The following is a 25870-nucleotide window of genomic DNA, read 5'->3' on the forward strand; positions in this document are numbered from 1 at the left end:
TTGAACATTATTAAATCTAAAAATCATTTGTTCAATAGCGGAGCGATGATGACAGTTCTGATTGAGGCGTGCGGTATCCATAAAGCATTCTCCGGGGTGCCGGTACTTAAAGGCATTGATTTCACGCTGCTTTCCGGTCAGGTGCATGCCCTGATGGGCGGGAACGGGGCCGGAAAATCAACGTTAATGAAAATCATCGCAGGGGTAGAGACGCCCGATAAGGGTGAACTTTGTGTGGCAGGAAAGCCTTTTGCGCGCCTTAAACCCGGCCAGGCTCATCAGCTAGGTATCTACCTGGTTCCGCAGGAATCGTTGTTATTTCCCAATCTGACCGTGCGCGAAAATATCCTTTTCCGCCTGCCGCGGGAGAACGATCTTCATCAACGCCTCGATGACAAACTCCAGCAGCTGCAGTGTCAGCTCAATCTGGATGCGGCCGCCAGTACGCTGGAGGTGGCGGATCAACAGATGGTCGAGATCCTCCGTGGCTTAATGCGCAATGCGACGATCCTGATCCTGGATGAACCAACCGCATCGCTCACTCCCGGTGAAACCGAACGGCTCTTTCGCCAGATCCGCGCCTTGCAGGCGCTGGGGGTCGGTATTGTTTTTATCTCGCATAAGCTGCCGGAAATCCGCCAACTGGCCAGCCATGTCTCGGTGATGCGCGACGGCGCCATCGCCCTGACCGGGGAAACGGCCCATTTCGATGACGCGGCGTTAATAGCGGCGATGACGCCCGTAAGCCGTGAGCAGGGGCTGAGCGATACACAAAAACTGTGGCTGGCGCTGCCCGGTAATCGCCGGACGCAGGCGCAGGATTTTCCGGTTTTGCGGGTTGAGGATCTGACCGGTGAAGGCTTTATCGATCTGAATATGACGATCTACGCGGGGGAGATCGTCGGGCTGGCCGGGCTGGTGGGATCCGGGCGCACCGAGTTTGCCGAGACCCTCTACGGCCTGCGTCCGGTGCGCGGGGGGCGGATCTGGCTGGAAAATCAGGATATAGGTGGGGAAACGGTGCAGACCCGTCTGGAAAAAGGGCTGGTGTATCTGCCGGAGGATCGACAGGTCTCAGGCCTGTTTCTTGATGCGCCCGTGCGCTGGAACACCGTCGCGCTCAACGAGCCTTCCCTCTGGCAACAGCCGCAGCGCGAAGCCGCCGTGGTGGAGCGTTATCACCGGGCGTTGGGGATCAAACTGACCCATCCTGACCAGCTCGTCCGCACGCTTTCCGGTGGCAATCAGCAGAAGGTCCTGCTGGCGCGCTGCCTGGAGGCGAACCCATTGCTGCTGATTGTGGATGAGCCCACGCGCGGGGTGGATGTCTCCGCCCGGGCTGATATCTATCAGTTGATCAAAAGCGTGGCCGCCCAGAACGTGGCGGTACTGATGATCTCAAGCGATCTTGATGAATTTCCAGGGCTGGCCGATCGCGTACTGGTCATGCATCAGGGGGTACTGAGCGGGGAACTGCCGGGGCAGGCGGTGAGCCTGGATCGCATGATGGCCCTGGCCTTCGGAGGACAAGCATGAAAACGCTACTCAAAAACCGTGAACTGAGCGCTTTTCTCGCGATTATGGCGCTGTTTGGCGTTCTGATTGCGCTCAACCCTGCTTATCTCAGCTTTCAGACGCTGGGGATGATCTTCGCCAGTTCGCAAATTCTGATCCTGCTGGCGCTGGGGGCGACGCTGGTGATGCTCACCCGCAATATCGACGTTTCCGTTGGGTCCACCGTCGGGCTTTGCGCCATTGCGGTCGGCGTGGCGCTGAATAATGGCTACAGTCTGCCGGTTGCGATGCTCTTCGCGTTGACCATCGGCGCGCTGGCGGGGGCGTTTAACGGCCTGCTGGTGGTAGGGCTGCGTATTCCGGCGATAGTTGCCACACTGGGCACGCTCGGGCTTTATCGCGGCGGGATGCTGTTATGGACCGGCGGGAAATGGATAGAAGGGCTGCCACCGGCGCTGAAGACGCTGTCCGAACCTGTACTTATCGGTGTTTCACCGCTCGGTTTTCTGGTGCTGATCCTGGCGGGCGTAAGCGCCTGGATTTTCTCGCGCACCGCCTTTGGCCGCGATTTTTATGCCGTTGGGGATAACCTTGCTGCTGCCCGACAGCTGGGCGTGGCGGTGAACCGTACGCGGATGATCGCCTTTACCCTCAACGGCATGCTGGCGGCCTGTGCAGGGATCGTCTTCGCCTCGCAGATTGGCTTTGTGCCCAACCAGACCGGCAGCGGGCTGGAGATGAAAGCCATCGCCGCCTGCGTGCTGGGCGGTATCTCTCTGCTGGGTGGAACCGGAACGCTGGTTGGCGCGTTTCTCGGCGCCTTCTTCCTGACGCAAATCGATACCGTGCTGGTGCTGTTCCGCCTGCCCGCCTGGTGGAACGACTTTATTGCCGGACTGGTGCTGCTGGGCGTGCTGGTGCTCGACGGACGGCTGCGTCAGGCGCTGACGCGTCATCAGCGGGCGCTGAAATACAGTCGTTTCCAGCCGGGAAACAGAGGGGGAAAGCACGTTACCCCGTTTCCAAAACGCAAAAAAGAGGTGGCGTAAATGAAGCTTAACTGGGCATTCACGTTACTGATTTTACTGGTGCTGGAAATCCTGCTGTTCGGCCTCCTCAATCCGCGCATGCTGGATATCAACATGCTGCTTTTTAGCACCAGCGATTTTATCTGCATCGGCATTGTCGCGCTGCCGCTGACGCTGGTGATCATCAGTGGCGGGATCGATATTTCGCTGGGTTCTACCGTGGGGCTGTGCGCCATTGCTCTCGGGGTCATGACGCAGTTCGGCCTGCCGATGTGGATGGCGATCCCGCTTACGCTTCTGCTTGGGCTGCTGTGCGGCTTATTCAACGCCGCGCTTATCCACTACACCGGCATCAGCCCGCTGGTCATCACCCTCGGCACGCTCTATCTCTACGGCGGCGGTGCGCTGCTGCTTTCTGGCATGGCGGGGGCGACGGGTTACGAAGGGATCGGCGGCTTACCGGACAGCTTCACCGCGTTCGCGAATCTCACGCTCTTTGGTTTGCCGATCCCGCTGGTGCTGTTTGCAGTGGTGACGCTCTTCTTCTGGCTGATTACCCATCGTGGGCGCTTCGGCCGCCATCTCTTCCTGATGGGGCAAAACCCGCGCGCGGCGCGCTACGCCGCGCTGTCGGTCAACGGCATGCCTTACGTGCTCTATGGGCTGGTGGGCGTGGCATCGGCGATGGCGGCGCTGGTGATGGTCTCCTATTTCGGCTCGGCGCGTTCCGATTTAGGCCGCGATCTTTTAATGCCCGCGCTGACCGCTGCCGTACTGGGCGGGGCCAATATCTATGGCGGCTCGGGTTCCGTACTGGGTACAGCACTGGCGGCGCTGCTGGTGGGGTATCTGCAACAGGGGTTACAGATGGTCGGCATCCCCAACCAGGTGTCGAGCGCGCTGTCAGGGGCGCTGCTGGTGGTGGTGGTGATGGGACGTTCGCTGAGCTTGCACCGAGAGTGGGTGCGTACTTTCTTCACAAAACATACCCGGAGCTTAAGATGAAAATAAAACTGATAGTCATGTGTCTGGCGCTCAGCGTGGCGGCAGCACAGGCCGCCGATCGCATTGCTTTTATCCCGAAACTGGTGGGCGTGGGCTTTTTCACCAGCGGCGGCAACGGCGCGAAGGAGGCGGGCAAAGACCTGGGCGTTGATGTGACTTACGATGGCCCGACCGAGCCTAGCGTCTCCGGGCAGGTGCAGCTTATCAATAACTTCGTCAACCAGGGCTATAACGCCATTATCGTCTCGGCGGTATCGCCTGACGGCCTTTGTCCGGCGCTCAAGCGGGCCATGCAGCGGGGCGTTAAGGTACTGACCTGGGACTCTGACACCAAACCGGAATGCCGCAGTATCTATATTAATCAGGGCACGCCAGAGCAACTCGGCGGCCTGCTGGTGGAGATGGCCGGAAAGCAGGTCACCAAACCCAATGCCAAAGTCGCGTTCTTCTACTCCAGCCCCACCGTCACCGACCAGAACCAGTGGGTGAAAGAGGCCAAAGCCAAAATCGAGAAAGATCACCCGCAGTGGCAGGTCGTCACCACGCAGTTTGGCTATAACGACGCCACTAAATCGCTGCAAACCGCCGAAGGGATCTTAAAGGCCTATCCGGATCTGGATGCGATCATCGCCCCGGATGCCAACGCGCTGCCGGCAGCCGCGCAGGCAGCGGAAAACCTGAAGCGAGAAGGGGTGGCGATCGTTGGATTCAGCACGCCTAACGTAATGCGTCCGTACGTTGAGCGCGGCACGGTAAAAGCCTTTGGCCTGTGGGATGTGGTGCAACAGGGCAAAATTGCGGTCAATGTCGCCGATCGTTTGTTGAAAAAAGGCGATCTTAACGTGGGCGACAGCCTGGACGTAAAAGGTCTCGGTACGCTGAAGGTCGAGCCGAACAGCGTGCAGGGCTACCAGTATGAAGCGAAGGGTAACGGCATTGTGTTGCTGCCGGAGCGCGTGGTGTTCACCAAAGAGAACATCGGTAAATACGATTTCTGACGGGGGAGAAAATGGCTGATTTAGACGACATCAAAGACGGCAAAGATTTTGGCATTGGCACACCGCAGGTCAACGTACCCTATACCCTTAAGGGCTGTGGCGCGCTGGACTGGGGGATGCAGTCCCGACTGGCGCGTATTTTCAATCCAAAAAGCAACCGTACGGTGATGCTGGCCTTCGACCATGGATATTTTCAGGGCCCGACCACCGGGCTTGAACGCATCGATCTGTCGATTGCCCCGCTGTTTGCCGAAACCGACGTGCTGATGTGTACCCGCGGCATCCTGCGAAGCCAGGTACCGGCAGCCACCAACAAGCCGGTAGTGCTGCGCGCCTCGGGCGGCAACTCGATTTTAGGCGAGCTGTCGAACGAGTGCGTGGCCGTGGCGATGGAAGATGCGCTGCGCCTGAACGTCTGTGCCGTGGCGGCGCAGGTTTACATTGGCAGCGAATTTGAACACCAGTCGATCAATAACATTATCAAGCTGGTGGATGCGGGAAACCGCTACGGGATCCCCACGCTTGCCGTTACCGGCGTGGGCAAAGAGATGGCGCGGGATGCGCGTTATTTCTCGCTGGCCAGCCGCATTGCCGCAGAGATGGGCGCCCAGTTTGTGAAAACCTATTTTGTGGAGGAGGGGTTCGAAAAAGTCACCGCCAGTTGTCCGGTGCCGATTGTCATCGCCGGAGGCAAAAAGCTGCCGGAGCTTGAGGCGCTGGAGATGTGCTTCCGCGCGATCGATCAAGGGGCATCAGGCGTGGACATGGGGCGTAATATTTTCCAGTCCAGCGCGCCGCTCGCCATGCTCAAAGCGGTGAAAAAAGTGGTCCATGAGAACCTGAGCGCCCGTGAGGCGTTCCAGTTCTGGCAGGACGAAAAACAGGGAGAGGCAAAATGAACGTGACGTTAGTGGAAATAAATATCAAACCCGAGCGCGTGGATGAGTTTCTGGAGGTGTTTCGCGCCAACCACGAAGGGGCCATAAAGGAGCCGGGAAACCTGCGTTTTGACGTCTTGCAGGACCCGCGGGTGAAAACCCGATTCTATATCTACGAAGCCTACAAAGACGAAGAGGCCGTAATGGCGCACAAGCAAACGCCCCACTATCTGGCGTGCGTGGACAAGCTTGAGGCGCTTATGTCGGAGCCGCGCAAGAAGCGCTGCTTTATCGGGTTGTTGCCGGAGTAGAGCAGCGCCCACGGTGACCACGCAGGCGGATAAGCCTGGCGGCGTAACGTCCCCCTCCCGCCGGAGGGGGAGGCGTATCACGCTTCTTCCACACTCACCCGCATGGCGGCCAGCGCCTTGCGGGCCGCTTTCAGCACCTGCTCGCACTGCTCTATCGTCAGCGTAAGCGGCGGCTCAATCCGGATCGTTTTGGAATTATTCAGCGTTCCGGCGACCAATACCCGCTGGCGGAACATTTCGCTCGCAAAGGTATAACCGGTTTCGTTATCGACAAACTCAATCGCCATTAACATCCCTTTTCCCCGTGCATCCTGCACCAGATCCGGGTATTCACGACCCAGTTGCAGGAATCCATCCAGCAGCATATCGCCTTTCTGCTCTGCCTGGGCAGGCAGGTTCTGTTCCAGCAGAACGTTGATGGTCGCCAGCGCGGCGGCGCAGGAGAGCGGGTTGCCGCCGAAGGTGGTGGTATGCAGGAAGGGGTTGTCAAACAGCACCGAGAAGACCTCTTCGGTTGCGACCGTCGCCCCAATCGGCATCACCCCGCCGCCGAGCGCTTTGGCAAGGCAGAGGATGTCCGGCTGAACATTTTCGTGTTCGCAGGCAAACATCTTGCCCGTGCGTCCCATTCCGGTTTGCACTTCATCCAGGATCAGCAGTGCGCCAAACTCATCGCACAGCTGGCGAACCGCAGGCAGATAGCCCGGCGGCGGCAGGATCACGCCGCCTTCACCCTGGATGGGCTCCAGAATCACCGCCGCCACATCATCTCCGGTTTTCCGGCAGTCGGTGAGCTGGGTCCGCATGGCATCAATGTCGCCAAACGCCACATGACGAAAGCCCGGCAGCAGCGGCATAAAGGGGTTGCGGAAGGTTGATTTGGCGGTGGCAGACAAAGCGCCGAGCGATTTGCCATGGAAAGCGCCGGTAGTGGCGATAAAGGTGAACTTTCCGCGCGGCGACTGATAGGCCTTAGCGAGCTTAAGCGCCGCTTCCACTGACTCTGTGCCGCTGTTGCTAAAGAAGCTGTATTTCAGTTTACCAGGCGTTAATGCGGCCAGCGTTTTCGCGAGCATCGCGCGAAGCGGGTCGAGTAATTCCTGGCTGTGAAGCGGTTGTTTTGCGAGTTGATTCTGTACGGCGGAAACCACAACTGGATTACGGTGCCCCACGTTGAAAATGCCAAAACCCCCCAGGCAATCTATAAATTCCTGTCCCTGGGTGTCGACAAGCGTATTCAGACTGCCCGCCTGCCACTCTACGGCTCCGTAATCCCCGCCAGCGGTAACAGATTTTCGATACTCTAAAAATCCCGGATTCACATGCTCTTTGAAGTAATCAATCACCTCTCGGTTAAGTTGTTTCATCTCCTCATGATCAAGCGTTTGCTTCTCAATGAGATTCAGTGCGTGCGCGGTACAGGCAAGAGCCGAGGCGCTGGAAGGTAACCTGTTCAAAATAAGCTCCGGAGGATCGCGTATCACATGATACTGCGTTAAGTATTGCAGGGATTACGCCACTTCCGGGGGCTTTACGAAAATCGGGATAAACGCCAGGTGAAAATAATATTGCGCAATATTTAATCATGCCGGAGGCGGGGGAGCCTGGTGTCCCGCTGCGCTTTTGTGAAAGAGCAAGACCCCTTTCAGGGCAATTGCACCACGCAGGTGCATGTCGGAGAATGTAGCCATCGTTAACCTATCCTCCTTTGTAGGTAATTTCTTTATGAAAGTATTCAAAATCAATCAATTAAGAAAGCATACAAAAAGTGCGGTTTAGCTTAAATATGCGATCTCGATCGGTTTTAACAACTAAAGATAAATTCTTTACCGCCGAAAAGAGATTAATCCACAAATTTAACAATCGAATAACCTGCAAGGGATGCCCATCATGTTTTCTCAACCCTACGTCAGCCAGAATGAATATCCGCTGAACGACGACACCACGTTAATGTCCACCACCGATCTGCACAGTCATATGACCCATACCAATGACACCTTTGTGCAGGTGAGCGGCTATCAGCTTCATGAATTGCTGGGGCAACCTCACAATCTGGTCCGCCATCCTGATATGCCGAAAGCCGCGTTTGCGGATATGTGGTATACGCTCAAACAGGGTGAGCCGTGGAGCGGTATTGTTAAAAATCGCCGCAAAAATGGTGACCACTACTGGGTGCGTGCGAATGCGGTGCCGATGGTACGCGGTGGGGAAGTGACGGGCTATATGTCGATTCGTACGCACGCCACGAGAGAAGAAATTGCCGCGGTTGAGCCGCTTTATCAAGCCCTCAACGAAGGCCGATCCAGCAAGCGAATCCATAAAGGATTAGTGGTGCGCAAAGGCTGGCTGGGTAAATTACCCGCCATGCCGCTACGCTGGCGCGTGCGCTGCGTGATGGCAGGATTATTTGCCGTACTGGCCGCCACGCTGGTGGCAAGCCAGGGCGGGCTGCTGGCGGTGGCGGCCAGTGCGCTGGTGACGATCCTGGGCACGATGGTGTTTGAGCAGCAAATCGTGCGTCCTGTAGAGAACGTGGCCCGTCAGGCGCTGAAAGTGGCGACCGGCGAGCGCAACAGCGTGGAACATCTTAACCGCAGCGATGAGCTGGGGCTGACCCTGCGGGCAGTGGGGCAGCTGGGGTTGATGTGTCGCTGGCTGATAAATGATGTTTCAAGCCAGGTGGTGAGCGTGCGCGACGGCAGCGATCGTCTGGCAAAAGGCAACGACGATTTGAACGATCGTACCCGACAGACGGTTGCCAACGTCCAGCAGACGGTGACCACCATGAACCAGATGGCGGCATCGGTCCAGAGCAACTCTGAAACCGCGGCGGCGGCGGATAAGCTCTCGATGGCGGCCAGCGGTGCGGCAACGCAGGGCGGGAATGCGATGCAAACCGTGGTGAAGACAATGGATGAAATTGCCGACAGTACCCAGCGCATCGGCTCCATTACCAAACTGATTAACGATATTGCCTTCCAGACCAATATTCTGGCGCTGAACGCGGCGGTAGAAGCGGCGCGTGCCGGCGAGCAGGGAAAAGGCTTTGCGGTGGTGGCGGGCGAAGTTCGACATCTGGCCAGCCGGAGCGCCAATGCGGCCAATGATATTCGCAAGCTGATTGATGCCAGTGCGAATAAAGTGCAATCGGGCGCCGACCAGGTTCACGCAGCAGGGCGGACGATGGACGACATTGTGACGCAGGTGCAAAACGTCACCAGCCTGATTGCGCAGATCAGCCACTCCACGTCTGAGCAGGCGACGGGTCTTAACGATCTTACCCGTGCCGTCGCCGAGCTGGATGGCATTACGCAGAAAAACGCCGATCTGGTTGAAGAAAGCGCCCGCGTCTCGGCAATGGTGAAGCATCGTGCGGGTCGCCTTGAAGATGCGGTAACCGTGCTCCATTAAACTCAACCCGTTCCAGTAAAGCCGTTTATTTCGCCAGAAATAAGCGGCTTTTTTGTTCAGCGTCCTTGGGCTTATTTGTGACTTTTTTGTTAAAATAATATTAAGTAACTAAATAATACCGTTCATTTATTTTTCCTGCAGAGAATCTGGCTGCGGGCTGATATTTAAAAATAATCCGTTCCGGTGGTTGTATAACGATCGATTATCAATAATTAATAGTCCCTGCCTATCCATATCGACAGTTATGAAATATAAAAACGATCAAAGTCATAAAGTTAGCGGAGAAGTGACCGATAAAACTGAACGTTGAGGAATAATCCCATTGATGGAGTATATATGTTCTTACGTAACGTTAAGATCGGCACAAAGTTATTTTTGGCTTTCGGGTTCTTTATTGTCTTGATGATCGTGAGCGCGAGCCTGTCGCTGATGAGTCTCAATCGAGCTAATAACGGAATGCAATCTATTATCTCCACTGTCTATCCCACAACGGTTAAAGCTAACCAGCTCATCGATAATTTTCAGGAATTTGTTAGCACTCAACAGCTCATGCTGCTGGATGAAAAAGGCACCTATGCGGGGGAATCACAGCAGCGCCTGAAAGCCATTAGCGGGCAGATTACGCTGATACTGAAGGATTTGAATGCAGCCCTGAAGGATGCAGAATCGCAACGCATTCTGGCTGGCATTGGCGAGGTGCGCCAGCAGTACCTTGACTCCCGTTATCGCATTTTACAGTCCGTGCAAAACAACGATCGTGCCGGGGCGATTGAGGAGATGATGACCCACACCGTCACCCTGCAGCGGGCCTATAAAGCCAAAGTGCAGGAGCTGATCGCGGTGCAAAATAATGAGATGAAAAGCGCCGGTAAACAGGTGGAAGGCGATTTCACCACCAACCGTCTGATGCTTCTCGCGCTGACGTTGATAAGCGTTATCGCCGGTAGTGCGATGGGCTGGTTTATTGTGCGATCAATCACTCGCCCGCTCGGCGAGGCGGTCACGTTCGCAGAAGCCATTGCCGAAGGCGATTTAACCCGCACGATATCTGCGCGCTCCGGTGATGAAACGGGCCAGTTACTGCATGCCCTGATGGAGATGAAAACCCGGCTCCTGACGATCGTCCAGCAGGTGCAAACCGGTTCGGAAAACATCTCCAGCGCGGCGGCGCAGATTGTGGCAGGAAACCAGGATCTGGCAGCCCGAACCGAAGAGCAGGCCAGCTCCGTTGAGCAGACGGCCGCCTCCATGGAACAGATCACCGCGACGGTCAAAAACACCGCGGCTCATACCGGTGAAGCAACAACTCTTTCCGCAGATGCCGCGACCGTGGTGAAAAACAACGGTGAGATGATGAAGCAGGTCACGCAAAAAATGCGCCTGATTAATGACACCTCCAACCGGATGTCTGACATCATCAACCTGATTGATGCGATTGCGTTCCAGACCAACATTCTTGCGCTGAATGCGGCCGTCGAAGCGGCGCGCGCGGGTGAGCATGGACGCGGCTTTGCGGTTGTGGCCGGAGAAGTGCGTCAACTGGCGCAAAAAAGCGCGTCATCGGCGAGTGAAATACGCCAGCTTATCGAAAGCTCGACCAGCCAGACTCAGGACGGTATGAACCTGGTGGAAAAGGCCAGCGGCCTGATTAATGGCATGGTCGGCAACGTGGAAGGGATGGATATGATCCTGCGCGAAATCCGCCAGGCCAGCCATGAGCAGACCGAGGGTATCTCGCAGATCAACAGCGCTATTGGCCTGATTGACTCCACCACGCAACAAAACTCCGCGCTGGTGGAAGAGTCTGTTGCGGCGGCGGCTTCCCTGAACGATCAGGCCCTGCACCTGAAAGAGCTGGTAAAAGTATTCCGCGTGCGCGAGGAGGCGCTGGCTTAATCCAGCTGCGTTATGTCCAGCGATGCACGGTCAATAATGCCGATAATCTGTTTAAGCTGTGCATCGCTTAGCCCTTCCTGGTTCACTTTGAGATCCAGTACGGCTTTAAAGTTATCTAATGCCCGCTTCATCTGCGGGTTTTTCCGCAACTGAAAGCCCACGCAGCGCGCTTTCACGCGTTCCTGTATGTGCTCCAGATGTTCCTGGTTTTCGTCCAGCCAGTGCTGTCCGGCGACGGTAATGGCAATTTTCTTCCGCCCGTTTTCCTCTTCAGAGATAGTGATGAACTGCTGATCCTGCAGGAAATCGAGGGTAGGGTAAATCACGCCCGGGCTGGGGGTGTAATTACCCTGCGTCAGGGTTTCGATCTCCTTGATAAGTTCATAGCCGTGGCTCGCATTGCGGGTGAGAATCTCCAGGATCACCAGGCGTAACTCCCCGTGCCCAAAGAAGCGCTGACGACGCCCGCCGCCGCCGTGGTGCTCACCGCCGCGTTGGTGGTGCTCGCCACCACGTCCGTGGTGGTGGTGACCGCGCTCAAAACCGTCGTGTGAATGTCGCATGTTGTCTCTCCTTAATTTGATATATCTAATTTATATCTAAAAATGATAAATGTGCAACAAGCATGGCCAGTAAATTTATAAATTATTAATATTAGAGGGTTTTTGGTTGTTTTCTGCCACCCGGTTTACGCCGCATTTTCTATATCAAAAAAATTCTTGCATTCTTCGTGGATAGCAATCATTATCATTTGAACCAATTTTAGATATATCGTAATCACATTCATGAAGGCAATGACATGACATCTACCCGCTATCCACAACGTGTTCGTAATGAACTGCGCTTTCGCGAGCTGACCGTGCTCCGCGTCGAGCGCGTGAGCGCTGGTTTTCAGCGTATTGTCCTGGGCGGCGAAGCACTGGAAGGCTTTAGCTCAAAAGGATTTGATGATCACAGCAAAGTGTTTTTCCCGGCCCCCGGCACGGCCTTTGTGCCACCGGTCGTCACGGAGGAGGGTATCGACTGGGGAGAGGGCGTGCGCCCGCAGGCCCGCGACTATACGCCGCTGTATGACGAAGGACGCCATGAGCTGATGCTTGATTTCTTTGTGCACGATGGCGGTATCGCAAGCGACTGGGCCGTGCAGGCAAAAGAGGGGGATACGCTCACTATCGGAGGACCGCGCGGTTCGCTGGTAGTACCGGAGGATTATGCCTGGCAACTCTACGTGTGCGATGAGTCCGGCATGCCCGCGCTGCGTCGTCGGCTCGAAGCCATTGCCCGATTGCCGGTTCGCCCGGAGATTCATGCCGTGGTCACCGTTGGGGATGCCGCTTATCAGGTGTATCTGGCCGATCTTGATTTCAACATCACCTGGATACCGGGGCATGACGAACAGGCGATCGCCGATCATCTGGCTTCACTGACGGTGCCAGAGAATGATTATTTCATCTGGCTGACCGGGGAAGGAAAAGTGGTGAAACGGCTGAGCCGCCAGTTCGACACTGAGGCGATTGATCAACAGCTGGTGCGTGCCAGCGCATACTGGCACGCTAAATAGCTACGCGGCGGTATCCAGCTGCGCCTCGTTCACCTGATGTTCAAGCGAGGCGCGCACGTCGTGCAACGCTTTCTCCTGCTGGGCGAAATAGCTTTCCATATTGCTCAGTGAGGAGACAAGAAGCCACGACTCCTCTTTTTCCAGCTCGGCCAGTTCATTGACCAGCGTGTCGATTTGCTCGCGCACCTGCGTCATTTTTTTACGGATGCGCTCTAGATCGTTCAATCTGTCGCTGGCCATCAAGGGCTCGAATCCTTGTTGCAGGCGTGCGACCAGGGAACGAATCGCTTTTACGTCACCGCGTTGCTTAGCCTGATTGAGCTGGACCATCATGGCATTGGCCTCTTCTTTCAGATCGTCAGCGACCAGATCCGGGTGACAGAGTTTACTTGCCTGCCGCCAGAGCCGTTTCAGCTCGTTTTGATCTTCTTCAGAAAGATCTTTCCCTTTACGCAGCCGTATTTCAGCATCGTGGTGCTGCTCACGATACTTTTCGTACTCTTCGTTTGCCTCATCCCGGGCCTGTCGCGCCGGCTCTTCTTCCCGCGTCAGGCCCGTTTCCAGCTCCTGCGCTTCGTTCAGCAGATTGGCAATAAGATCGCTTTGCTGCTGTAAATGCTTACGCGCGTCGCTGGCCTGTACCGAATCGGCGGGCAGATCGCGCCAGCGCTGGGTGAGCGTCGCAAGCACCTCTACCGCCTGCGCCATATAGTGCTGACAGCGGCGATAATCCTCTTGTCTGCGACGAAACTCCGCCTGCTGGCGGCGCAGATTGAGTTCCGCGAGGGTCTTTCGCAGCGACAGGATTTGCTGCATCAGCGGGCCCAGGCGTGAGAAATAGAGATCGTTAAATTCATCCAGCTGCTGCACGCGGGCATTGCGGCGATCGATAAGGTCTCGCAGGCGCTCTTCCAGCGCTTTCAGTTCCAGCTTGCTGGCGGCCACCTGCGGATCGCGCCACTGGGTGATAGCCCGTTGGCTTTGCAACCATTGCGTTATCGCCGCCATCGCCACGGTGTAATTTTTATTCTCAAGCGCGGAGACGATCGCCTGTAGCTCTTCGTCAAACGCTTCACTTTTCAGCCGTGCCAGTTGGCTCAGAATGATGTCGTCATCTTCCAGCTCAATGGCATTTTTAATGATTTCTAGCCGTTTGATCGGTGTGCTCATGATGCCTTTCGCTTTGGCGCTTAAGTATTTGAGTTAAGGATAGTTGTGGTCACAGCTACAGGAAATAATACACACGGATGATGATCGGCGCGACGGATGATTTCTTTAGTTTTTATGGTTTGTGAGGAGGATTGGGGGATCTGATGGGAGATCGATAATGGGGAGTATCCTTTATTGAGTTGAGTAGACTCACGATAAACGTGTCGAAGAAATCATTACTGATGGCCCGGAAAGCGGTATGAGTTAACGATGGAATTTTAAATAGTGGATAACCTATTGTTTTTACTAGAGATAGGTAATTTTTTGATATTTTATGACTCGAAATGGTTCCTCCATGTAAGAATGAAAGATTCATGGCCCCTGAACTGCAATCTCACTGTGTTTAGACCCTACTACCATTTTTTATGAAAGAAGTTATAATCCAGTATTCTCCTCCTCTTAAAATATCACCATGGATTATTTATTTTTAATACTGTTAGTGGCATTCACATTTGCAAACGCATCACTTATACGCACTAAAGCGTTAATCGTTGTGATTTATATATTAATGTTCGCTTTCTGGTTTGTTTGTAATATGTTCACCGGAAATGGTGTGACAGACGCAGTTTATTATCATTTAAAGAGCGATATTCATGGGGCATCAGTCGACGATATTCTGCCAAAGGTTTATGCAGCGTTGTCTTTTATTTCCCTCTGTTTACTTATCTTAGTGGGCGCATTTAAATTCAGGAAAAAAATTTCCGCAAAAAAAGCCATAATTTTCAATGGCCTCTTTGTTGTAATTTGTTTGGTGGCTGTTAGTCAGTCGCGTGCATTAAAAAATGTATATAATTCTTTTCCGGATGATTCGTTCGGGAAAGGCTTCGAGGTGGCCGAGAAATACAATGGTGTAGATTACAGAATTGATCATAAATATAACTATGTATTTATCTATGCAGAAAGTCTCGAAAGGACTTTAAGAAATATAAACGGCGTGAACTATATTCCTCATATAAGCCGTATTGCCGATAACTATCTTGATTTTACAAATATTGAACAAATTCCTGGCATGGGGTGGACCATGGCCGGGATGGTTAATACCCAGTGTGCTGTTCCATTAGTTCTTCCTCAGGGTAATAGTGCGAGCAATATGTCACACTTCCTGGCTGGTGCCGATTGTATCGCAACGCATTTACAAAAAGCGGGTTATGCTACGGAATTCGTACGAGGTAGTGACAAAGAATTTGCCGGTGGCGACAAATTCTTTTCCCAGCATGGATGGCTATACCAGCATGACAAAAATTATTTTTTGGATAATAACTTATTGAGCGAAGGGGAAGTTAGTGGCTGGGGGGTTCATGACGATAAGTTGATAGATCACGTCTACAGTGAGTTTGAGCGTCTTTCGAATAGTCGAAAAAACTTTCTGCTCTCATTTTTAACAGTTAATACTCATCCACCTGCAGGTACCTACTTATCCGTTTGTGACGGGAATATCCCTGACAATATTGATAATCCTATGCTGAAATCAGTCAGTTGCTCTGATTTTTTATTAGGACGACTTATTAATAAAATTATTGATTCTGCCTATTTTGATAATACTATAATCGTCCTTGTGTCAGATCATTTAATGATGGCAAATTCGGCTAGTGATAACTTAGATAAAATTCAGGATGCACGACGAAATAATTTTATTATCATTAAAAAGGGTTTGAAGGCACAACAGATTGTTAAACCAGGTACCTTATTAGATGTTTGGCCAACTATTCTGGATGTCTCATCTGCCAGCAATCCTGACTTTGGATTTGGCCACAGTCTGCTGAGTACTACCAAAAGTGATATATTGAGTGCATGGCATGAAAGTAAAAATATCAGTAATTACCTGGGGTTTGCATCATCTCTCTGGAGCTTTCCATCGCTAAAAGATCCAATGAGGTACAACGGTGATTCGTTAACTATTGGTCAGCAGCAATATCGAATCCCTCTCTATGGAATTGCGGATAAAAATAAGAATATCAAGAGTGTTTACTTCGAAGCTTTTGCGCTAAATGCTCAAAAACTCATTAAGGAAGGAGATACGCTATTTTACATTAATGACTGTTCCATGACATCAGAAAATAAAAAGGGACTTTGCGGTTATGAATTAACCAAACAGGAGACAACTCAATATGAGATTAGGGATAGTGGTGTAGTTAATCGTCATGTTATTCATACCGGGTCGCCTTTATATACGAAGGACTTTATTTCAATATCTTCAGGTCCTCTGAATGTTGAGACGGGTATCAATGATGGTTTTCAAACGTTTGAAATGCCACGCGGCATGAATTTTTTCTCCATTTATAATGGCCGCCTGGAAAAAAATCATCAATTCGGCTTTGATACTTGTAACAACCAACAGATTGACCTGAAAATGGTGAACCAACGTCTGCATGAAGAGGGTAGGCGTCTGCTCTTCGCATCCAATGATTCAGCGTTTTGTATTCCCTATGAAGTCAGGCCGTCGATCAATCAAGTGTTACGTTCTGATGCAGCCAGCAACCTGGCTTCCAGACAACAGGTAACGGGTCTCTATGGCAAAAACGAAACCCAGTCCATCATCGGTGTGCCTGAAAAACCACTGGATATTTTTGTTTCGAAGGACGACCTTAAACTTTACCCGCTTTGCACTATTTTCAGCGAGTGCAAATAACCTTCACACTAGCCAACGCCTGCTAATCTTAACCGCACAAGACCAACAAAAAAGCCACTCGCTAGAGTGGCTTAATTATATGATTTTAAAGCTAAAATTTGGTGGCCCCTGCTGGACTTGAACCAGCGACCAAGCGATTATGAGTCGCCTGCTCTAACCACTGAGCTAAGGGGCCGTGGCGGTGAATTATAGAGTAACTCCCCTCAGCAATCCAGCCATTCGCACCTGCCTGCTGTTTTTATAAACAATGCATAATCAATCCTTTATACTTGTATGATGATGCATTGATCGGGAGTAAGGATGATTAACGATATTTTGGCCCCTGGCCTGCGGGTGGTGTTTTGCGGTATCAACCCGGGCAAGTCCTCGGCACACACGGGTTTTCACTTCGCGCATCCGGGAAATCGCTTCTGGAAAGTGATTCATCAGGCGGGGTTTACCGACCGACTACTGAAGCCGGAAGAAGAGCAGCATCTGCTGGATACGCGCTGTGGGATCACGATGCTGGTCGAGCGGCCTACGGTGCAGGCGAGCGAGGTGAACCTGCACGAGCTGCGTAGCGGCGGGCGGGAGCTGGTCAAGAAAATAGAGGATTATCAGCCTGCTGCGCTGGCGATCCTGGGAAAGCAGGCCTACGAGCAGGCGTTTAGCCAGCGCGGGGCACAGTGGGGCAAACAGAGTATTTCCATTGGCGTGACCCAGGTCTGGGTATTGCCGAATCCGAGCGGACTGAACAGGGCGTCGCTGGATAAGCTGGTCGAAGCGTATCGGGAACTGGATGAAGCGCTTATCGTGCGGGGATTATAACTGCCGGAGCCAGCGGCTCCGGCAGCACTGTCAGAACTCGAAGCGTGCGCCCATATTATAGCGGCGTCCTTCCAGCATGGCTGACTGGTTAGAGGTGGTGGTGTAGATCGGATTCACGTCAAACAGGTTATAGATACCCGCCATCAACGTGATGTTCTTGTTCAAATGGTAACGCGCCCCTAAATCAACCAGCGCGTAGGCCTCGGTAGAACTCGATTTACCGATATCCGGTGAGTTACTGCGCCAGCTTGCTTTCGTCCACAGTTCAAGATCGTTTTGCGCGTTCCAGGTCAGGGACAGGTTAGCCATACTGGTTGGGAAATCGTTCAGCGCATAGCCTTGATACTGTCCGCTTTTCTGCTCGCTGTGGGTATAGGTGTAGTTCGCATTTGCTTTCAGGGCGGCTGTCACCTGCCAGTCACCGTTCAGCTCCAGACCATAGATTTCCGCATCGCTGACGTTGAAATACTGTGAAACCTCTTCCGCTTGATACCCGTTGTAAACGCACTTCTGTGTGGCTGTTGCGGTACAGATCGTGTAGTCACTGATTTTATCTTTAAATTTGGTGAAGAAGACCGTGGCGTCCAGCGCCAGCGCGTCCTGCTGCCAGTAGACACCCAGTTCGGTGTTAACGCTCTTCTCCGGTTTCAGGTCATCGTTGCCGATCCCAATGAAGGAATAAGGATAGGACCCATAAACGCTGGTGAAACCTTCATTATTCTGACGCAGATCCGGCTTTTTATAGCCTGCCGACACACCGCCTTTCAGCGCCCAGTTCTCATCCAGCGTCCAGTTACCGTAAAGCTTCGGCGTGACGTGGTAGCCAAAGTAGCTGTCGTGATTCAGACGTGCCGAGGTGGTCAGAGTAAAGTCCGGGACTATCATCCACGCATCTTCAGCGAAAATCGCCCAGCCGTTGCGGGTGATTTTGCTGACCGGCTCTACGCCCGGTACTTCCTTGTCTGCGATGCCGAAGGTGTCATTCAGTTCGTTACGGGTGAAGTTAGCCCCCAGCGTCAGCTTATGATCGCCCAGCGTAAAGGTGTTCGCACTGTTGGCCTCATAGTTACGCTGCTTGATAAACTGTGAACTCATGCCCGGCACGCGGTATTCCGTTTTGGCGTTTTCATAGCTGATAAAGTTCTTCACCTCCAGCAGATCGTCGCCGTACCAGGCGTGCTGAGAGAGCGACGCGGCGTCGCGATCGAAGTCCCATTGCCAGGCTTTATCGTTGTGAGATTTAACCTGATGCCCTTTAACCACGTTCAGATCCCACAGCTCGGTATCGGTCGGCGACATATTAATGGTCGCATCCAGGTTACCTGCCTGATGCTTCACAAAGCGCTCGTCCTGTGGGCTGTCGTCGTCCCGACGATCGAGATAGTCCGCTGCCAGGCTAACGCCCAGCTTGCCCGGAACGATCGGTCCCATCAAAAAGGCATTCGTCTGATTGGTATTACCGTATTCGCTCTTCTCCTGCAGGAAATAGTTATCCTCCAGTACGCCGGTCCATTTATCGAGGTTATAGGCTTTTTTGGTGATGACGTTGACCACGCCACCAATAGCGTCCGAGCCATAGAGCGAGGACATCGGGCCACGGATCACTTCGATGCGCTCGATGGCGGCAAGCGGCGGCATAAAGGCCGCTTCCGTGCCGATATGATGACCATAGGGGCGGGATTCCCTTGTCGCCTGTTTGATCCCGTTAACCATATAGGCGGTATAGGTGGAGTCCATGCCGCGCATCTGCACATCGCCCGTGGCAAGGCTGCCGTGACCATTACCGACCAGGACGCCAGGCATTTCGCGAAGCGCTTCGGTGACGTTCTGGTTCGATCGGGTGTTCAGTTCTTTTTCACCCATGACGGAGATGGTAGCAGGCGCTTCGCGGCGCTCCTGGCTGAAACCGGTGGCGGTCACCACCAGTTCATCTTCGTTAGCGGGGGTAGTTTCTTCGGCAAAAACGGCCGCAGGAAGGGACGTCAGGGCGAGTGAAATCGCCAGCGCCATGCGTGTCTGGTTAATCACGACGCTCTCCTCAGAAGTGGGTTAAATCGAGTTTGAGTACGTAATCAGCCTTATTGGCTTTTTCATCCTGCTTCACGCTGACGTAGAGCGTTTTGCTGTCCGGCGAAAGCACCATACTGTTTGGCATGGCCGCCGTTTTTACGCTGTGTTTTACGCGATAGGTGTCGGCGTCGATGACGCTTATCTGACGGGCGTTACGGTGCGTGACGTACACTTCGTTGCGCGCCGGATTGTAGAGCGCGGCAATGGCGTTAGGCGTCGGAATGCGATGGATGAGCTTGCCAGAGTCGAGCTGAACGACCAGCACATCGGCGGTATTGGTATCGGCGATAAACCCTACGTTTTTGGCCGGGTTAAGGGCGATGTTGAGGAAGTAATGTTCAGGCTCGCGAGGATCGACTTTTACGCGGGAAAGTTCCTGAGACGTTTTACCGTCCAGCGTGATCAGTTCGCCTTTGCCGGTGACGGCGTAAACCTTATCACTCGCTTCATCGACTGCAAAACCGACCGGGTCCATCTTTTTAAGCGTATGAACCAACTCTTGTTTTTGTGTGTCGATTACCCAAAGCACGCCTTCATCTTTACTTGCGATACCCGAGACGTAGAGGCGCTGATGCTTTTTATCCAAAACCGCTTCACGAACATGAGCGCGGGTTTTGGCGTCCGACAGCTGGATGGTCTTCACCTCTTTGTTGGTACGCGTATCCATCACCGTGATTGAGCCATCCAGGGCATTGCCTAAAAACAACAGATGATTGGGTTCATCCAGCGCGACAGAAAAGGGGCGACGTTGAGTCGTGATACGATCTTTGATGGCGAGAGAGTCAGCGGCGAGAAGGAAAACGTTGCCTGCGGGTTTATCTTTCTCAAAAGAGGGCGCAGAGGCGACATAGAGGGCGTTTTGCCCGGCATCATAGGCCAGTTCATAAACACCCGGGCCAAGCGGCTGTGATGGGAAAGGCTCTTCAGTAAATTCCTTAGCGAAGAGTGAACCAGCGTGAAGTACCAGAGATAGTGCAATCGCACTAAAGAGTTTTTTCTGCAATGTATTGATAGACATGTAATTTTTCTTTACAGTAGTTTACGAAAAGAAAAATGATAATGAAAATAACTATCATTTGCAATTGCATGTTTATGCGGCGACCCCTACCAATTTTTGTACCTCCTGATGGTCAGGCAAAAAAAAAGCTCCCCGAGGGGAGCTTTTCATCTGCAGGACAGATTAATCGTCCAGGAAGCTACGCAGGACTTCAGAGCGGCTAGGGTGACGCAGTTTGCGCAGGGCCTTCGCTTCGATCTGACGAATACGTTCGCGGGTAACGTCGAACTGTTTACCCACTTCTTCCAGCGTGTGGTCGGTGTTCATATCGATACCGAAACGCATACGCAGGACTTTTGCTTCACGGGCGGTCAGGCCAGCCAGCACGTCGTGTGTGGCAGCACGCAGGCTCTCGGTAGTGGCAGAGTCCAGCGGCAGCTCGAGGGTGGTATCCTCGATGAAATCACCCAGATGTGAATCTTCATCATCACCGATTGGTGTTTCCATGGAGATAGGCTCTTTGGCGATCTTCAGCACTTTACGGATCTTGTCTTCCGGCATCAGCATGCGTTCAGCCAGCTCTTCCGGCGTTGGCTCACGGCCCATCTCTTGCAGCATCTGGCGGGAGATACGGTTGAGTTTGTTGATCGTCTCAATCATATGCACCGGGATACGGATGGTGCGTGCCTGATCCGCGATAGAGCGGGTGATAGCCTGACGGATCCACCAGGTTGCATAGGTGGAGAACTTGTAACCACGGCGGTATTCAAACTTATCTACCGCTTTCATCAGACCGATGTTGCCTTCCTGGATCAGGTCCAGGAACTGCAGGCCACGGTTGGTGTATTTTTTCGCGATAGAGATAACCAGACGCAAGTTCGCTTCAACCATCTCTTTCTTCGCACGGCGGGCTTTCGCTTCACCGATAGACATACGACGGTTGATGTCCTTCACCTGCTCGATGGTCAGGCCGGTCTCTTCTTCGATCTGCTGCAGCTTGGACAGGCTACGGTAGACGTCTTCTTTCACGTCGTGGAGCTTTTCAGACCACGGCTTGTTCATGGCGATAGCGGCGTTGAACCAGGTTTCGCTGGTTTCGTTGCCAGTGAAGAGCGTGATGAAGTTTTTCTTCGGCATCTTGCACTGCTCAACGCACAGTTTCATGATGATGCGTTCCTGGGTGCGCACGCGATCCATCATGACGCGCATGCTGTTTACCAGGTAGTCGAACTGCTTCGGCACCAGACGGAACTGTTTGAAGACTTCAGACAGCTTCAGGATCTGTTCCTGAGCGGCGGCATGGCTACGGCCTTTCGCTTTGATGGTGTCACGTGCCAGTTCGTACTGTGTACGCAGTTCGGCAAACTTCTCGCGAGCCAGCTCAGGGTCGATGCTGTTGTCGTCATCGCTGCTATCGTCGTCGTCTTCTTCTTCTTCGTCATCGTCCGCTATCTCTTCCTGAGACAGTTCAGAACCCACGTGGGTAGCGGTCGGTGCCAGGTCTTCTTCTGCGTTTGGATCGACAAAGCCAGTGATCAGATCGGACAGACGGGCTTCTTCAGCCTCGACGCGATCGTACTGTTCAAGCAGATAGGTAATGGCTTCAGGGTACTCAGCAACGGAACACTGAACCTGGTTGATGCCGTCTTCGATGCGTTTCGCGATGTCAATTTCGCCTTCGCGGGTCAGCAGTTCAACGGTACCCATTTCGCGCATGTACATACGAACCGGGTCAGTGGTTCGTCCGATTTCGGATTCCACGCTGGAAAGCACCTGTGCGGCAGCTTCTTCAGCATCTTCGTCGGTGTTGTTGGAGTTTTCAGCCAGCAACAGATCATCGGCATCCGGTGCTTCTTCCATCACCTGAATGCCCATGTCATTGATCATTTGGATGATGTCTTCGATTTGATCTGAATCGACGATATCTTCCGGCAGATGGTCATTGACCTCGGCATAGGTCAGATAGCCTTGCTCCTTACCGCGTTGGACAAGAAGTTTCAGCTGTGACTGCGGGTTTTGCTCCATAAGACGGTATCCACACTTATTTCGTTTGATTGGTGTCGGCGGTGCTGCTACCAACATTTAAAGCGAGGGCGTACTTATATTAGTGCCGCTGCCTCTCAGTGCGGCTGCCGGGGGCTTCCCGATCGATATTCGGCACTTAAGCCGTTAAATACTTTAATCTTTTTGTTTTATTTCTTTGCCAGTTCCTGGTTTAACATCCAGAGTTCCCGGCGTTCTTCGCTGCTTAAACCATGAGTGCGCTCGCGGGCAATCAGCTCCTCCTGGCGCAGTTCAAGCATCGAATCAAACATATGGTTGAGTGAGTCGGTGAACGTTTTTTCTGCGATATCCTTATCTGCTATATCGTCCCACATCGACAGTTTTTCAAGGGTTGCAGACGCATTTGTTCCGCGATAATGCTCTAAAAGCTGACCGGTGGTCAGACCTGGCTGCGCCAGACAGGTGTCAACCAGTTCTGCGAATAGGCCAAGTCCCGGCAGCTTTTCATAGTCCAGACCCGCCAGCGAAGGCACGTTGGGTGCCAGTTCCGGGTTCTGCACCAGCAATCCTATCAGTATACGCATGGTTGTGCGTTTTAGCTGAGGCGCGGGGCGAACCGTACCGTTTTCAGACAATTTCGGCATTAAACGTTCAAGCTGGCTGTCGTCCAGTATGCCCAGCTTATTCCCCAGCTCCTGACGCAGATAAATGCGCAACGTTTCGCCCGGCACCTGCGTAATCAGCGGCAGCGCCAGCGTGCTTAACTGCGCACGGCCGTCTGGCGTACTCAAATCAACCTGCGGCATCAGGCTGTTAAACAAAAACGTGGAGAGCGGCTGTGCCTGCTCCATCCGCGCTTCAAACGCCGCTTTGCCCTCTTTACGCACCAGCGTATCCGGGTCTTCACCGTCGGGCAGGAACATAAAGCGTAGCTGCCGCCCGTCGGTCATATAAGGGAGTGCCGTTTCCAGCGCTCGCCAGGCGGCGTCGCGACCGGCGCGGTCACCGTCGTAACAACAGATAACGTTGTTTGTCGCACGGAACAGCAGCTGAATATGGTCGGCGGTGGTTGACGTGCCCAACGACGCAACGGCGTAGTTGATGTCATACTGCGCCAGCGCAACCACATCCATATAGCCTTCGACCACCAGCAGGCGCCTGGGTTCAGCATTATCCTGCATCGCCTCATAAAGACCGTACAGCTGGCGGCCCTTATGGAAAATATCGGTCTCCGGGGAGTTCAGGTATTTCGGCAGGGCATCGCCCAGCACGCGTCCACCAAAACCAATCACCCGTCCACGCTTGTCGCGAATGGGGAACATCACCCGTTCGCGGAAGCGGTCGTAGCTTCGTCCCTGGTCATTGGTGACCAGCATGCCCGCATCGATAAGCGATTTACGATCTTCGCTATTGCCGCCAAAACGCTTTAACACGTTGTCCCAGCCGGGCGGGGCGTAACCAATAGCGAAACGCGCAATGACATCGTCACTCAGACCGCGCTGTGTCAGATACTGACGCGCAGGCTCAGCGGCAGCGTGCTTAAGAGACTGTTGGTAAAACGAGTTCAGACCCTCCATCAACTGATACAGCGTTTGCCGTTGATGGCGTTCGATCTGGCTTGGCCCACTGCCTGCTTCATACGGCACTTCAAGGTTATGCATCGCCGCCAGCTCTTCGACGGTTTCAACGAACTCGAGCTTGTCGTAGTTCATTAAAAAATCAACGGCATTCCCGTGAGCACCACAGCCGAAGCAATGGTAAAACTGTTTTTCACCGTTAACGGTGAAGGAGGGGGTTTTTTCGTTATGGAAAGGACAGCACGCATGGTAGTTCTTGCCCTGCTTTTTCAGCTTAACCCGCGCGTCGATGAGATCGACGATGTCGGTTCTGGCTAGCAGGTCATTGATGAATACGCGTGGGATTCGTCCGGCCATATGCCCCAAAAAATTTTAGTAACTCATAAACGAAAACAAGCCGCGCATTCCTTTCGGAAGCACGGCCTTACGACTACAACTCTGTCTGTCAATTGAGGGCGGGTGCCCTCAACAGATTAGTACAGACGAGTACGGCGTGCGTTTTCGCGAGCCAGTTTCTTCGCGTGACGTTTCACAGCAGAAGCTTTAGCGCGCTTACGTTCAGTCGTTGGTTTTTCATAGAACTCACGACGACGAACTTCAGCCAGAACACCTGCTTTTTCGCATGAACGTTTGAAGCGACGCAGTGCTACGTCGAACGGCTCGTTTTCACGTACTTTAATTACCGGCATGTAACTCTCACCTTTGATAAATTCGGTTTGCCGCTGGCATCAACGCCAGCTTATTTCAAAATGGTGCGGAATTTTACTGCAAATGCTGCTGCTTTGTAAAGCACCGATGCGATTTTGAAAGGGACTTTTATAAGGGAGAAGAGTATACACGAGGCTTCTTCCTGGGGCGAACAAAGTTTTACATCAACCCGCATAGGCCCTACACTGCGCGGTACAGAAACGAGGTAAAACAAGTCATGCGTGTACTGGGTATTGAAACATCCTGCGATGAAACCGGCATCGCTATTTACGACGACGAAAAAGGCCTTCTGGCCAACCAACTGTATAGTCAGGTGAAATTGCACGCTGATTATGGCGGCGTGGTGCCCGAACTGGCGTCTCGCGACCACGTGCGTAAAACCGTTCCGCTGATTCAGGCGGCGCTGAAAGAGGCGGGTTTGAGCGCAAAAGAGATCGATGCGGTGGCCTATACGGCGGGTCCGGGTCTGGTCGGCGCGCTGCTGGTCGGCGCAACCGTTGGACGTTCTCTGGCGTTTGCATGGGATGTCCCGGCGATTCCGGTTCACCATATGGAAGGGCACCTTCTGGCACCGATGCTGGAAGACAATCCGCCTGATTTTCCGTTTGTCGCCCTGCTGGTTTCCGGCGGCCATACTCAGCTTATCAGCGTGACCGGGATCGGCCAGTACGAACTGCTCGGCGAATCCATTGATGATGCGGCCGGTGAAGCCTTTGACAAAACGGCCAAACTGCTCGGTCTGGATTATCCCGGCGGCCCGATGCTCTCTAAGCTGGCGTCACAGGGCGTCGAGAAGCGGTTTGTATTCCCGCGTCCGATGACCGATCGTCCGGGGCTGGATTTTAGCTTCTCCGGGCTTAAAACCTTCGCGGCGAACACCATCCGCAATAACGAGAACGACGATCAAACCCGTGCGGATATTGCCCGCGCGTTTGAAGACGCCGTGGTTGATACGCTGATGATCAAGTGTAAACGCGCGCTGGATCAGACCGGATTTAAGCGTCTGGTGATGGCGGGGGGCGTCAGCGCCAACCGCACGCTGCGTGCGAAGCTTGCTGAGATGATGCAAAAACGGCGTGGCGAGGTCTTCTACGCCCGTCCGGAATTTTGTACCGATAACGGGGCGATGATCGCGTATGCGGGCATGGTGCGGGTCAAAGCGGGTGCAACGGCAGACCTGAGCGTGTCCGTGCGTCCGCGCTGGCCGCTGGCGGAGCTGCCTGAGGCATAACGTTTTCCGACGGCACGGCGTGCGCCGTGCCGTCA

The 25870-nt window shown here is 53.5% G+C and carries 20 protein-coding genes and 1 tRNA gene; 12 read left to right on the forward strand and 9 right to left on the reverse strand.

The genetic code is table 11. The annotated features are described in order from the left end of the window. Window positions 1-48: 48 nt before the first annotated feature. From lsrA to lsrG, 6 genes are read left to right on the forward strand one after another with little or no spacing between them, the layout of a single operon-like run. Window positions 49-1536 carry an autoinducer 2 ABC transporter ATP-binding protein LsrA gene (gene lsrA / locus LZP96_RS12735; protein WP_064327485.1) on the forward strand — a complete coding sequence of 496 codons (1488 nt, stop codon included), beginning with the start codon at window positions 49-51 and terminating at the stop codon, window positions 1534-1536. Further along, complete coding sequence (gene lsrC, locus LZP96_RS12740) at window positions 1533-2564, forward strand: autoinducer 2 ABC transporter permease LsrC (RefSeq protein WP_064327484.1); 1032 nt, start codon at window positions 1533-1535, stop codon at window positions 2562-2564. The genes lsrA and lsrC overlap by 4 nt, the downstream gene beginning before the upstream one ends. Continuing rightward, window positions 2565-3548 (forward strand): autoinducer 2 ABC transporter permease LsrD, encoded by a 984-nt coding sequence (lsrD, locus tag LZP96_RS12745; RefSeq protein WP_064327483.1) that lies wholly within the window; start codon window positions 2565-2567, stop codon window positions 3546-3548. Next, a complete protein-coding gene (lsrB, locus tag LZP96_RS12750; RefSeq protein WP_064327482.1) occupies window positions 3545-4546 on the forward strand; it encodes an autoinducer 2 ABC transporter substrate-binding protein LsrB in 1002 nt (333 codons plus the stop codon). Before lsrD ends, lsrB begins: the two co-directional genes overlap by 4 nt. An 11-nt stretch (window positions 4547-4557) precedes the next feature. Then, window positions 4558-5445, forward strand: a complete 888-nt coding sequence (gene lsrF, locus LZP96_RS12755) for a 3-hydroxy-5-phosphonooxypentane-2,4-dione thiolase (protein WP_064327481.1) — start codon at window positions 4558-4560, stop codon at window positions 5443-5445. Beyond that, the gene (gene lsrG, locus LZP96_RS12760; RefSeq protein ID WP_064327480.1) at window positions 5442-5735 is read left to right on the forward strand and encodes a (4S)-4-hydroxy-5-phosphonooxypentane-2,3-dione isomerase; all 294 of its coding nucleotides are present in this window, start codon (window positions 5442-5444) and stop codon (window positions 5733-5735) included. Before lsrF ends, lsrG begins: the two co-directional genes overlap by 4 nt. 77 nt (window positions 5736-5812) lie before the next feature. Here the strand turns inward: lsrG and ygjG are convergent, their stop codons facing one another. Then, window positions 5813-7192, reverse strand: a complete 1380-nt coding sequence (gene ygjG, locus LZP96_RS12765) for a putrescine aminotransferase (RefSeq protein ID WP_064327479.1) — start codon at window positions 7190-7192, stop codon at window positions 5813-5815. Between the two features lie 433 nt (window positions 7193-7625). On the opposite strand from ygjG, the gene LZP96_RS12770 reads away from it, so the two are divergent. Both LZP96_RS12770 and LZP96_RS12775 read left to right on the forward strand, forming a co-directional pair. Then, complete coding sequence (locus LZP96_RS12770; RefSeq protein WP_258926047.1) at window positions 7626-9146, forward strand: methyl-accepting chemotaxis protein; 1521 nt, start codon at window positions 7626-7628, stop codon at window positions 9144-9146. Between the two features lie 336 nt (window positions 9147-9482). Then, window positions 9483-11042 carry a methyl-accepting chemotaxis protein gene (locus LZP96_RS12775; RefSeq protein WP_064327477.1) on the forward strand — a complete coding sequence of 520 codons (1560 nt, stop codon included), beginning with the start codon at window positions 9483-9485 and terminating at the stop codon, window positions 11040-11042. On the opposite strand, the gene LZP96_RS12780 is transcribed toward LZP96_RS12775, so the two are convergent. Beyond that, window positions 11039-11605, reverse strand: coding sequence for a PadR family transcriptional regulator (locus LZP96_RS12780; protein ID WP_064327476.1), 567 nt, complete (start codon window positions 11603-11605; stop codon window positions 11039-11041). The two genes, LZP96_RS12775 and LZP96_RS12780, sit on opposite strands and share 4 nt — an antisense overlap. A 236-nt stretch (window positions 11606-11841) precedes the next feature. Here LZP96_RS12780 and LZP96_RS12785 point away from each other — a divergent pair, with 236 nt between their 5' ends. Then, window positions 11842-12603, forward strand: coding sequence for a siderophore-interacting protein (locus tag LZP96_RS12785; protein WP_258926048.1), 762 nt, complete (start codon window positions 11842-11844; stop codon window positions 12601-12603). On the opposite strand, the gene LZP96_RS12790 is transcribed toward LZP96_RS12785, so the two are convergent. Further along, a complete protein-coding gene (locus LZP96_RS12790; protein WP_064327474.1) occupies window positions 12604-13773 on the reverse strand; it encodes a coiled-coil domain-containing protein in 1170 nt (389 codons plus the stop codon). A gap of 451 nt (window positions 13774-14224) precedes the next feature. Between LZP96_RS12790 and LZP96_RS12795 the strand changes: the two genes are divergently transcribed. Continuing rightward, on the forward strand, window positions 14225-16441 hold the full coding sequence (locus LZP96_RS12795) for a phosphoglycerol transferase I (RefSeq protein ID WP_064327473.1): 2217 nt from the start codon (window positions 14225-14227) through the stop codon (window positions 16439-16441). Between the two features lie 99 nt (window positions 16442-16540). On the opposite strand, the gene LZP96_RS12800 is transcribed toward LZP96_RS12795, so the two are convergent. Then, window positions 16541-16616, reverse strand: a tRNA-Ile gene (locus LZP96_RS12800). A gap of 125 nt (window positions 16617-16741) precedes the next feature. Between LZP96_RS12800 and mug the strand changes: the two genes are divergently transcribed. After that, window positions 16742-17248 carry a G/U mismatch-specific DNA glycosylase gene (gene mug / locus LZP96_RS12805; protein WP_064327472.1) on the forward strand — a complete coding sequence of 169 codons (507 nt, stop codon included), beginning with the start codon at window positions 16742-16744 and terminating at the stop codon, window positions 17246-17248. A 30-nt stretch (window positions 17249-17278) separates the two neighbouring features. On the opposite strand, the gene LZP96_RS12810 is transcribed toward mug, so the two are convergent. From LZP96_RS12810 to rpsU, 5 genes are all read right to left on the reverse strand, one after another. After that, on the reverse strand, window positions 17279-19276 hold the full coding sequence (locus tag LZP96_RS12810; RefSeq protein WP_258926049.1) for a TonB-dependent receptor domain-containing protein: 1998 nt from the start codon (window positions 19274-19276) through the stop codon (window positions 17279-17281). A gap of 10 nt (window positions 19277-19286) precedes the next feature. Continuing rightward, window positions 19287-20336 (reverse strand): 7-bladed beta-propeller protein YncE, encoded by a 1050-nt coding sequence (gene yncE / locus LZP96_RS12815; RefSeq protein ID WP_064327470.1) that lies wholly within the window; start codon window positions 20334-20336, stop codon window positions 19287-19289. A gap of 162 nt (window positions 20337-20498) precedes the next feature. Further along, entirely contained in the window at window positions 20499-22397 is a 1899-nt protein-coding gene (rpoD, locus tag LZP96_RS12820; RefSeq protein WP_257789907.1) for an RNA polymerase sigma factor RpoD, read from the reverse strand. Between the two features lie 110 nt (window positions 22398-22507). After that, complete coding sequence (gene dnaG, locus LZP96_RS12825) at window positions 22508-24253, reverse strand: DNA primase (protein WP_064327468.1); 1746 nt, start codon at window positions 24251-24253, stop codon at window positions 22508-22510. 116 nt (window positions 24254-24369) lie between these two features. After that, window positions 24370-24585: a 30S ribosomal protein S21 gene (gene rpsU / locus LZP96_RS12830; protein ID WP_001144069.1), complete on the reverse strand. Its 216-nt coding sequence runs from the start codon at window positions 24583-24585 to the stop codon at window positions 24370-24372. Window positions 24586-24821: 236 nt separating this feature from the next. Between rpsU and tsaD the strand changes: the two genes are divergently transcribed. Beyond that, window positions 24822-25835, forward strand: a complete 1014-nt coding sequence (gene tsaD / locus LZP96_RS12835; protein ID WP_064327467.1) for a tRNA (adenosine(37)-N6)-threonylcarbamoyltransferase complex transferase subunit TsaD — start codon at window positions 24822-24824, stop codon at window positions 25833-25835. The last annotated feature ends 35 nt before the right edge of the window (window positions 25836-25870 follow it).

The sequence above is a fragment of the Huaxiibacter chinensis genome, from assembly GCF_022171985.1.
Lineage (GTDB): Bacteria > Pseudomonadota > Gammaproteobacteria > Enterobacterales > Enterobacteriaceae > Enterobacter > Enterobacter chinensis_A.

Coding starts and splice junctions, on each gene's coding strand:
- lsrA (WP_064327485.1), top strand. CDS start 49: ATGACAGTTCTGATTGAGGCGTGCGGTATCCATAAAGCATTCTCCGGG.
- lsrC (WP_064327484.1), top strand. CDS start 1,533: ATGAAAACGCTACTCAAAAACCGTGAACTGAGCGCTTTTCTCGCGATT.
- lsrD (WP_064327483.1), top strand. CDS start 2,565: ATGAAGCTTAACTGGGCATTCACGTTACTGATTTTACTGGTGCTGGAA.
- lsrB (WP_064327482.1), top strand. CDS start 3,545: ATGAAAATAAAACTGATAGTCATGTGTCTGGCGCTCAGCGTGGCGGCA.
- lsrF (WP_064327481.1), top strand. CDS start 4,558: ATGGCTGATTTAGACGACATCAAAGACGGCAAAGATTTTGGCATTGGC.
- lsrG (WP_064327480.1), top strand. CDS start 5,442: ATGAACGTGACGTTAGTGGAAATAAATATCAAACCCGAGCGCGTGGAT.
- LZP96_RS12770 (WP_258926047.1), top strand. CDS start 7,626: ATGTTTTCTCAACCCTACGTCAGCCAGAATGAATATCCGCTGAACGAC.
- LZP96_RS12775 (WP_064327477.1), top strand. CDS start 9,483: ATGTTCTTACGTAACGTTAAGATCGGCACAAAGTTATTTTTGGCTTTC.
- LZP96_RS12780 (WP_064327476.1), bottom strand. CDS start 11,605: ATGCGACATTCACACGACGGTTTTGAGCGCGGTCACCACCACCACGGA.
- LZP96_RS12785 (WP_258926048.1), top strand. CDS start 11,842: ATGACATCTACCCGCTATCCACAACGTGTTCGTAATGAACTGCGCTTT.
- LZP96_RS12790 (WP_064327474.1), bottom strand. CDS start 13,773: ATGAGCACACCGATCAAACGGCTAGAAATCATTAAAAATGCCATTGAG.
- LZP96_RS12795 (WP_064327473.1), top strand. CDS start 14,225: ATGGATTATTTATTTTTAATACTGTTAGTGGCATTCACATTTGCAAAC.
- mug (WP_064327472.1), top strand. CDS start 16,742: ATGATTAACGATATTTTGGCCCCTGGCCTGCGGGTGGTGTTTTGCGGT.
- yncE (WP_064327470.1), bottom strand. CDS start 20,336: ATGTCTATCAATACATTGCAGAAAAAACTCTTTAGTGCGATTGCACTA.
- rpoD (WP_257789907.1), bottom strand. CDS start 22,397: ATGTTGGTAGCAGCACCGCCGACACCAATCAAACGAAATAAGTGTGGA.
- dnaG (WP_064327468.1), bottom strand. CDS start 24,253: ATGGCCGGACGAATCCCACGCGTATTCATCAATGACCTGCTAGCCAGA.
- rpsU (WP_001144069.1), bottom strand. CDS start 24,585: ATGCCGGTAATTAAAGTACGTGAAAACGAGCCGTTCGACGTAGCACTG.
- tsaD (WP_064327467.1), top strand. CDS start 24,822: ATGCGTGTACTGGGTATTGAAACATCCTGCGATGAAACCGGCATCGCT.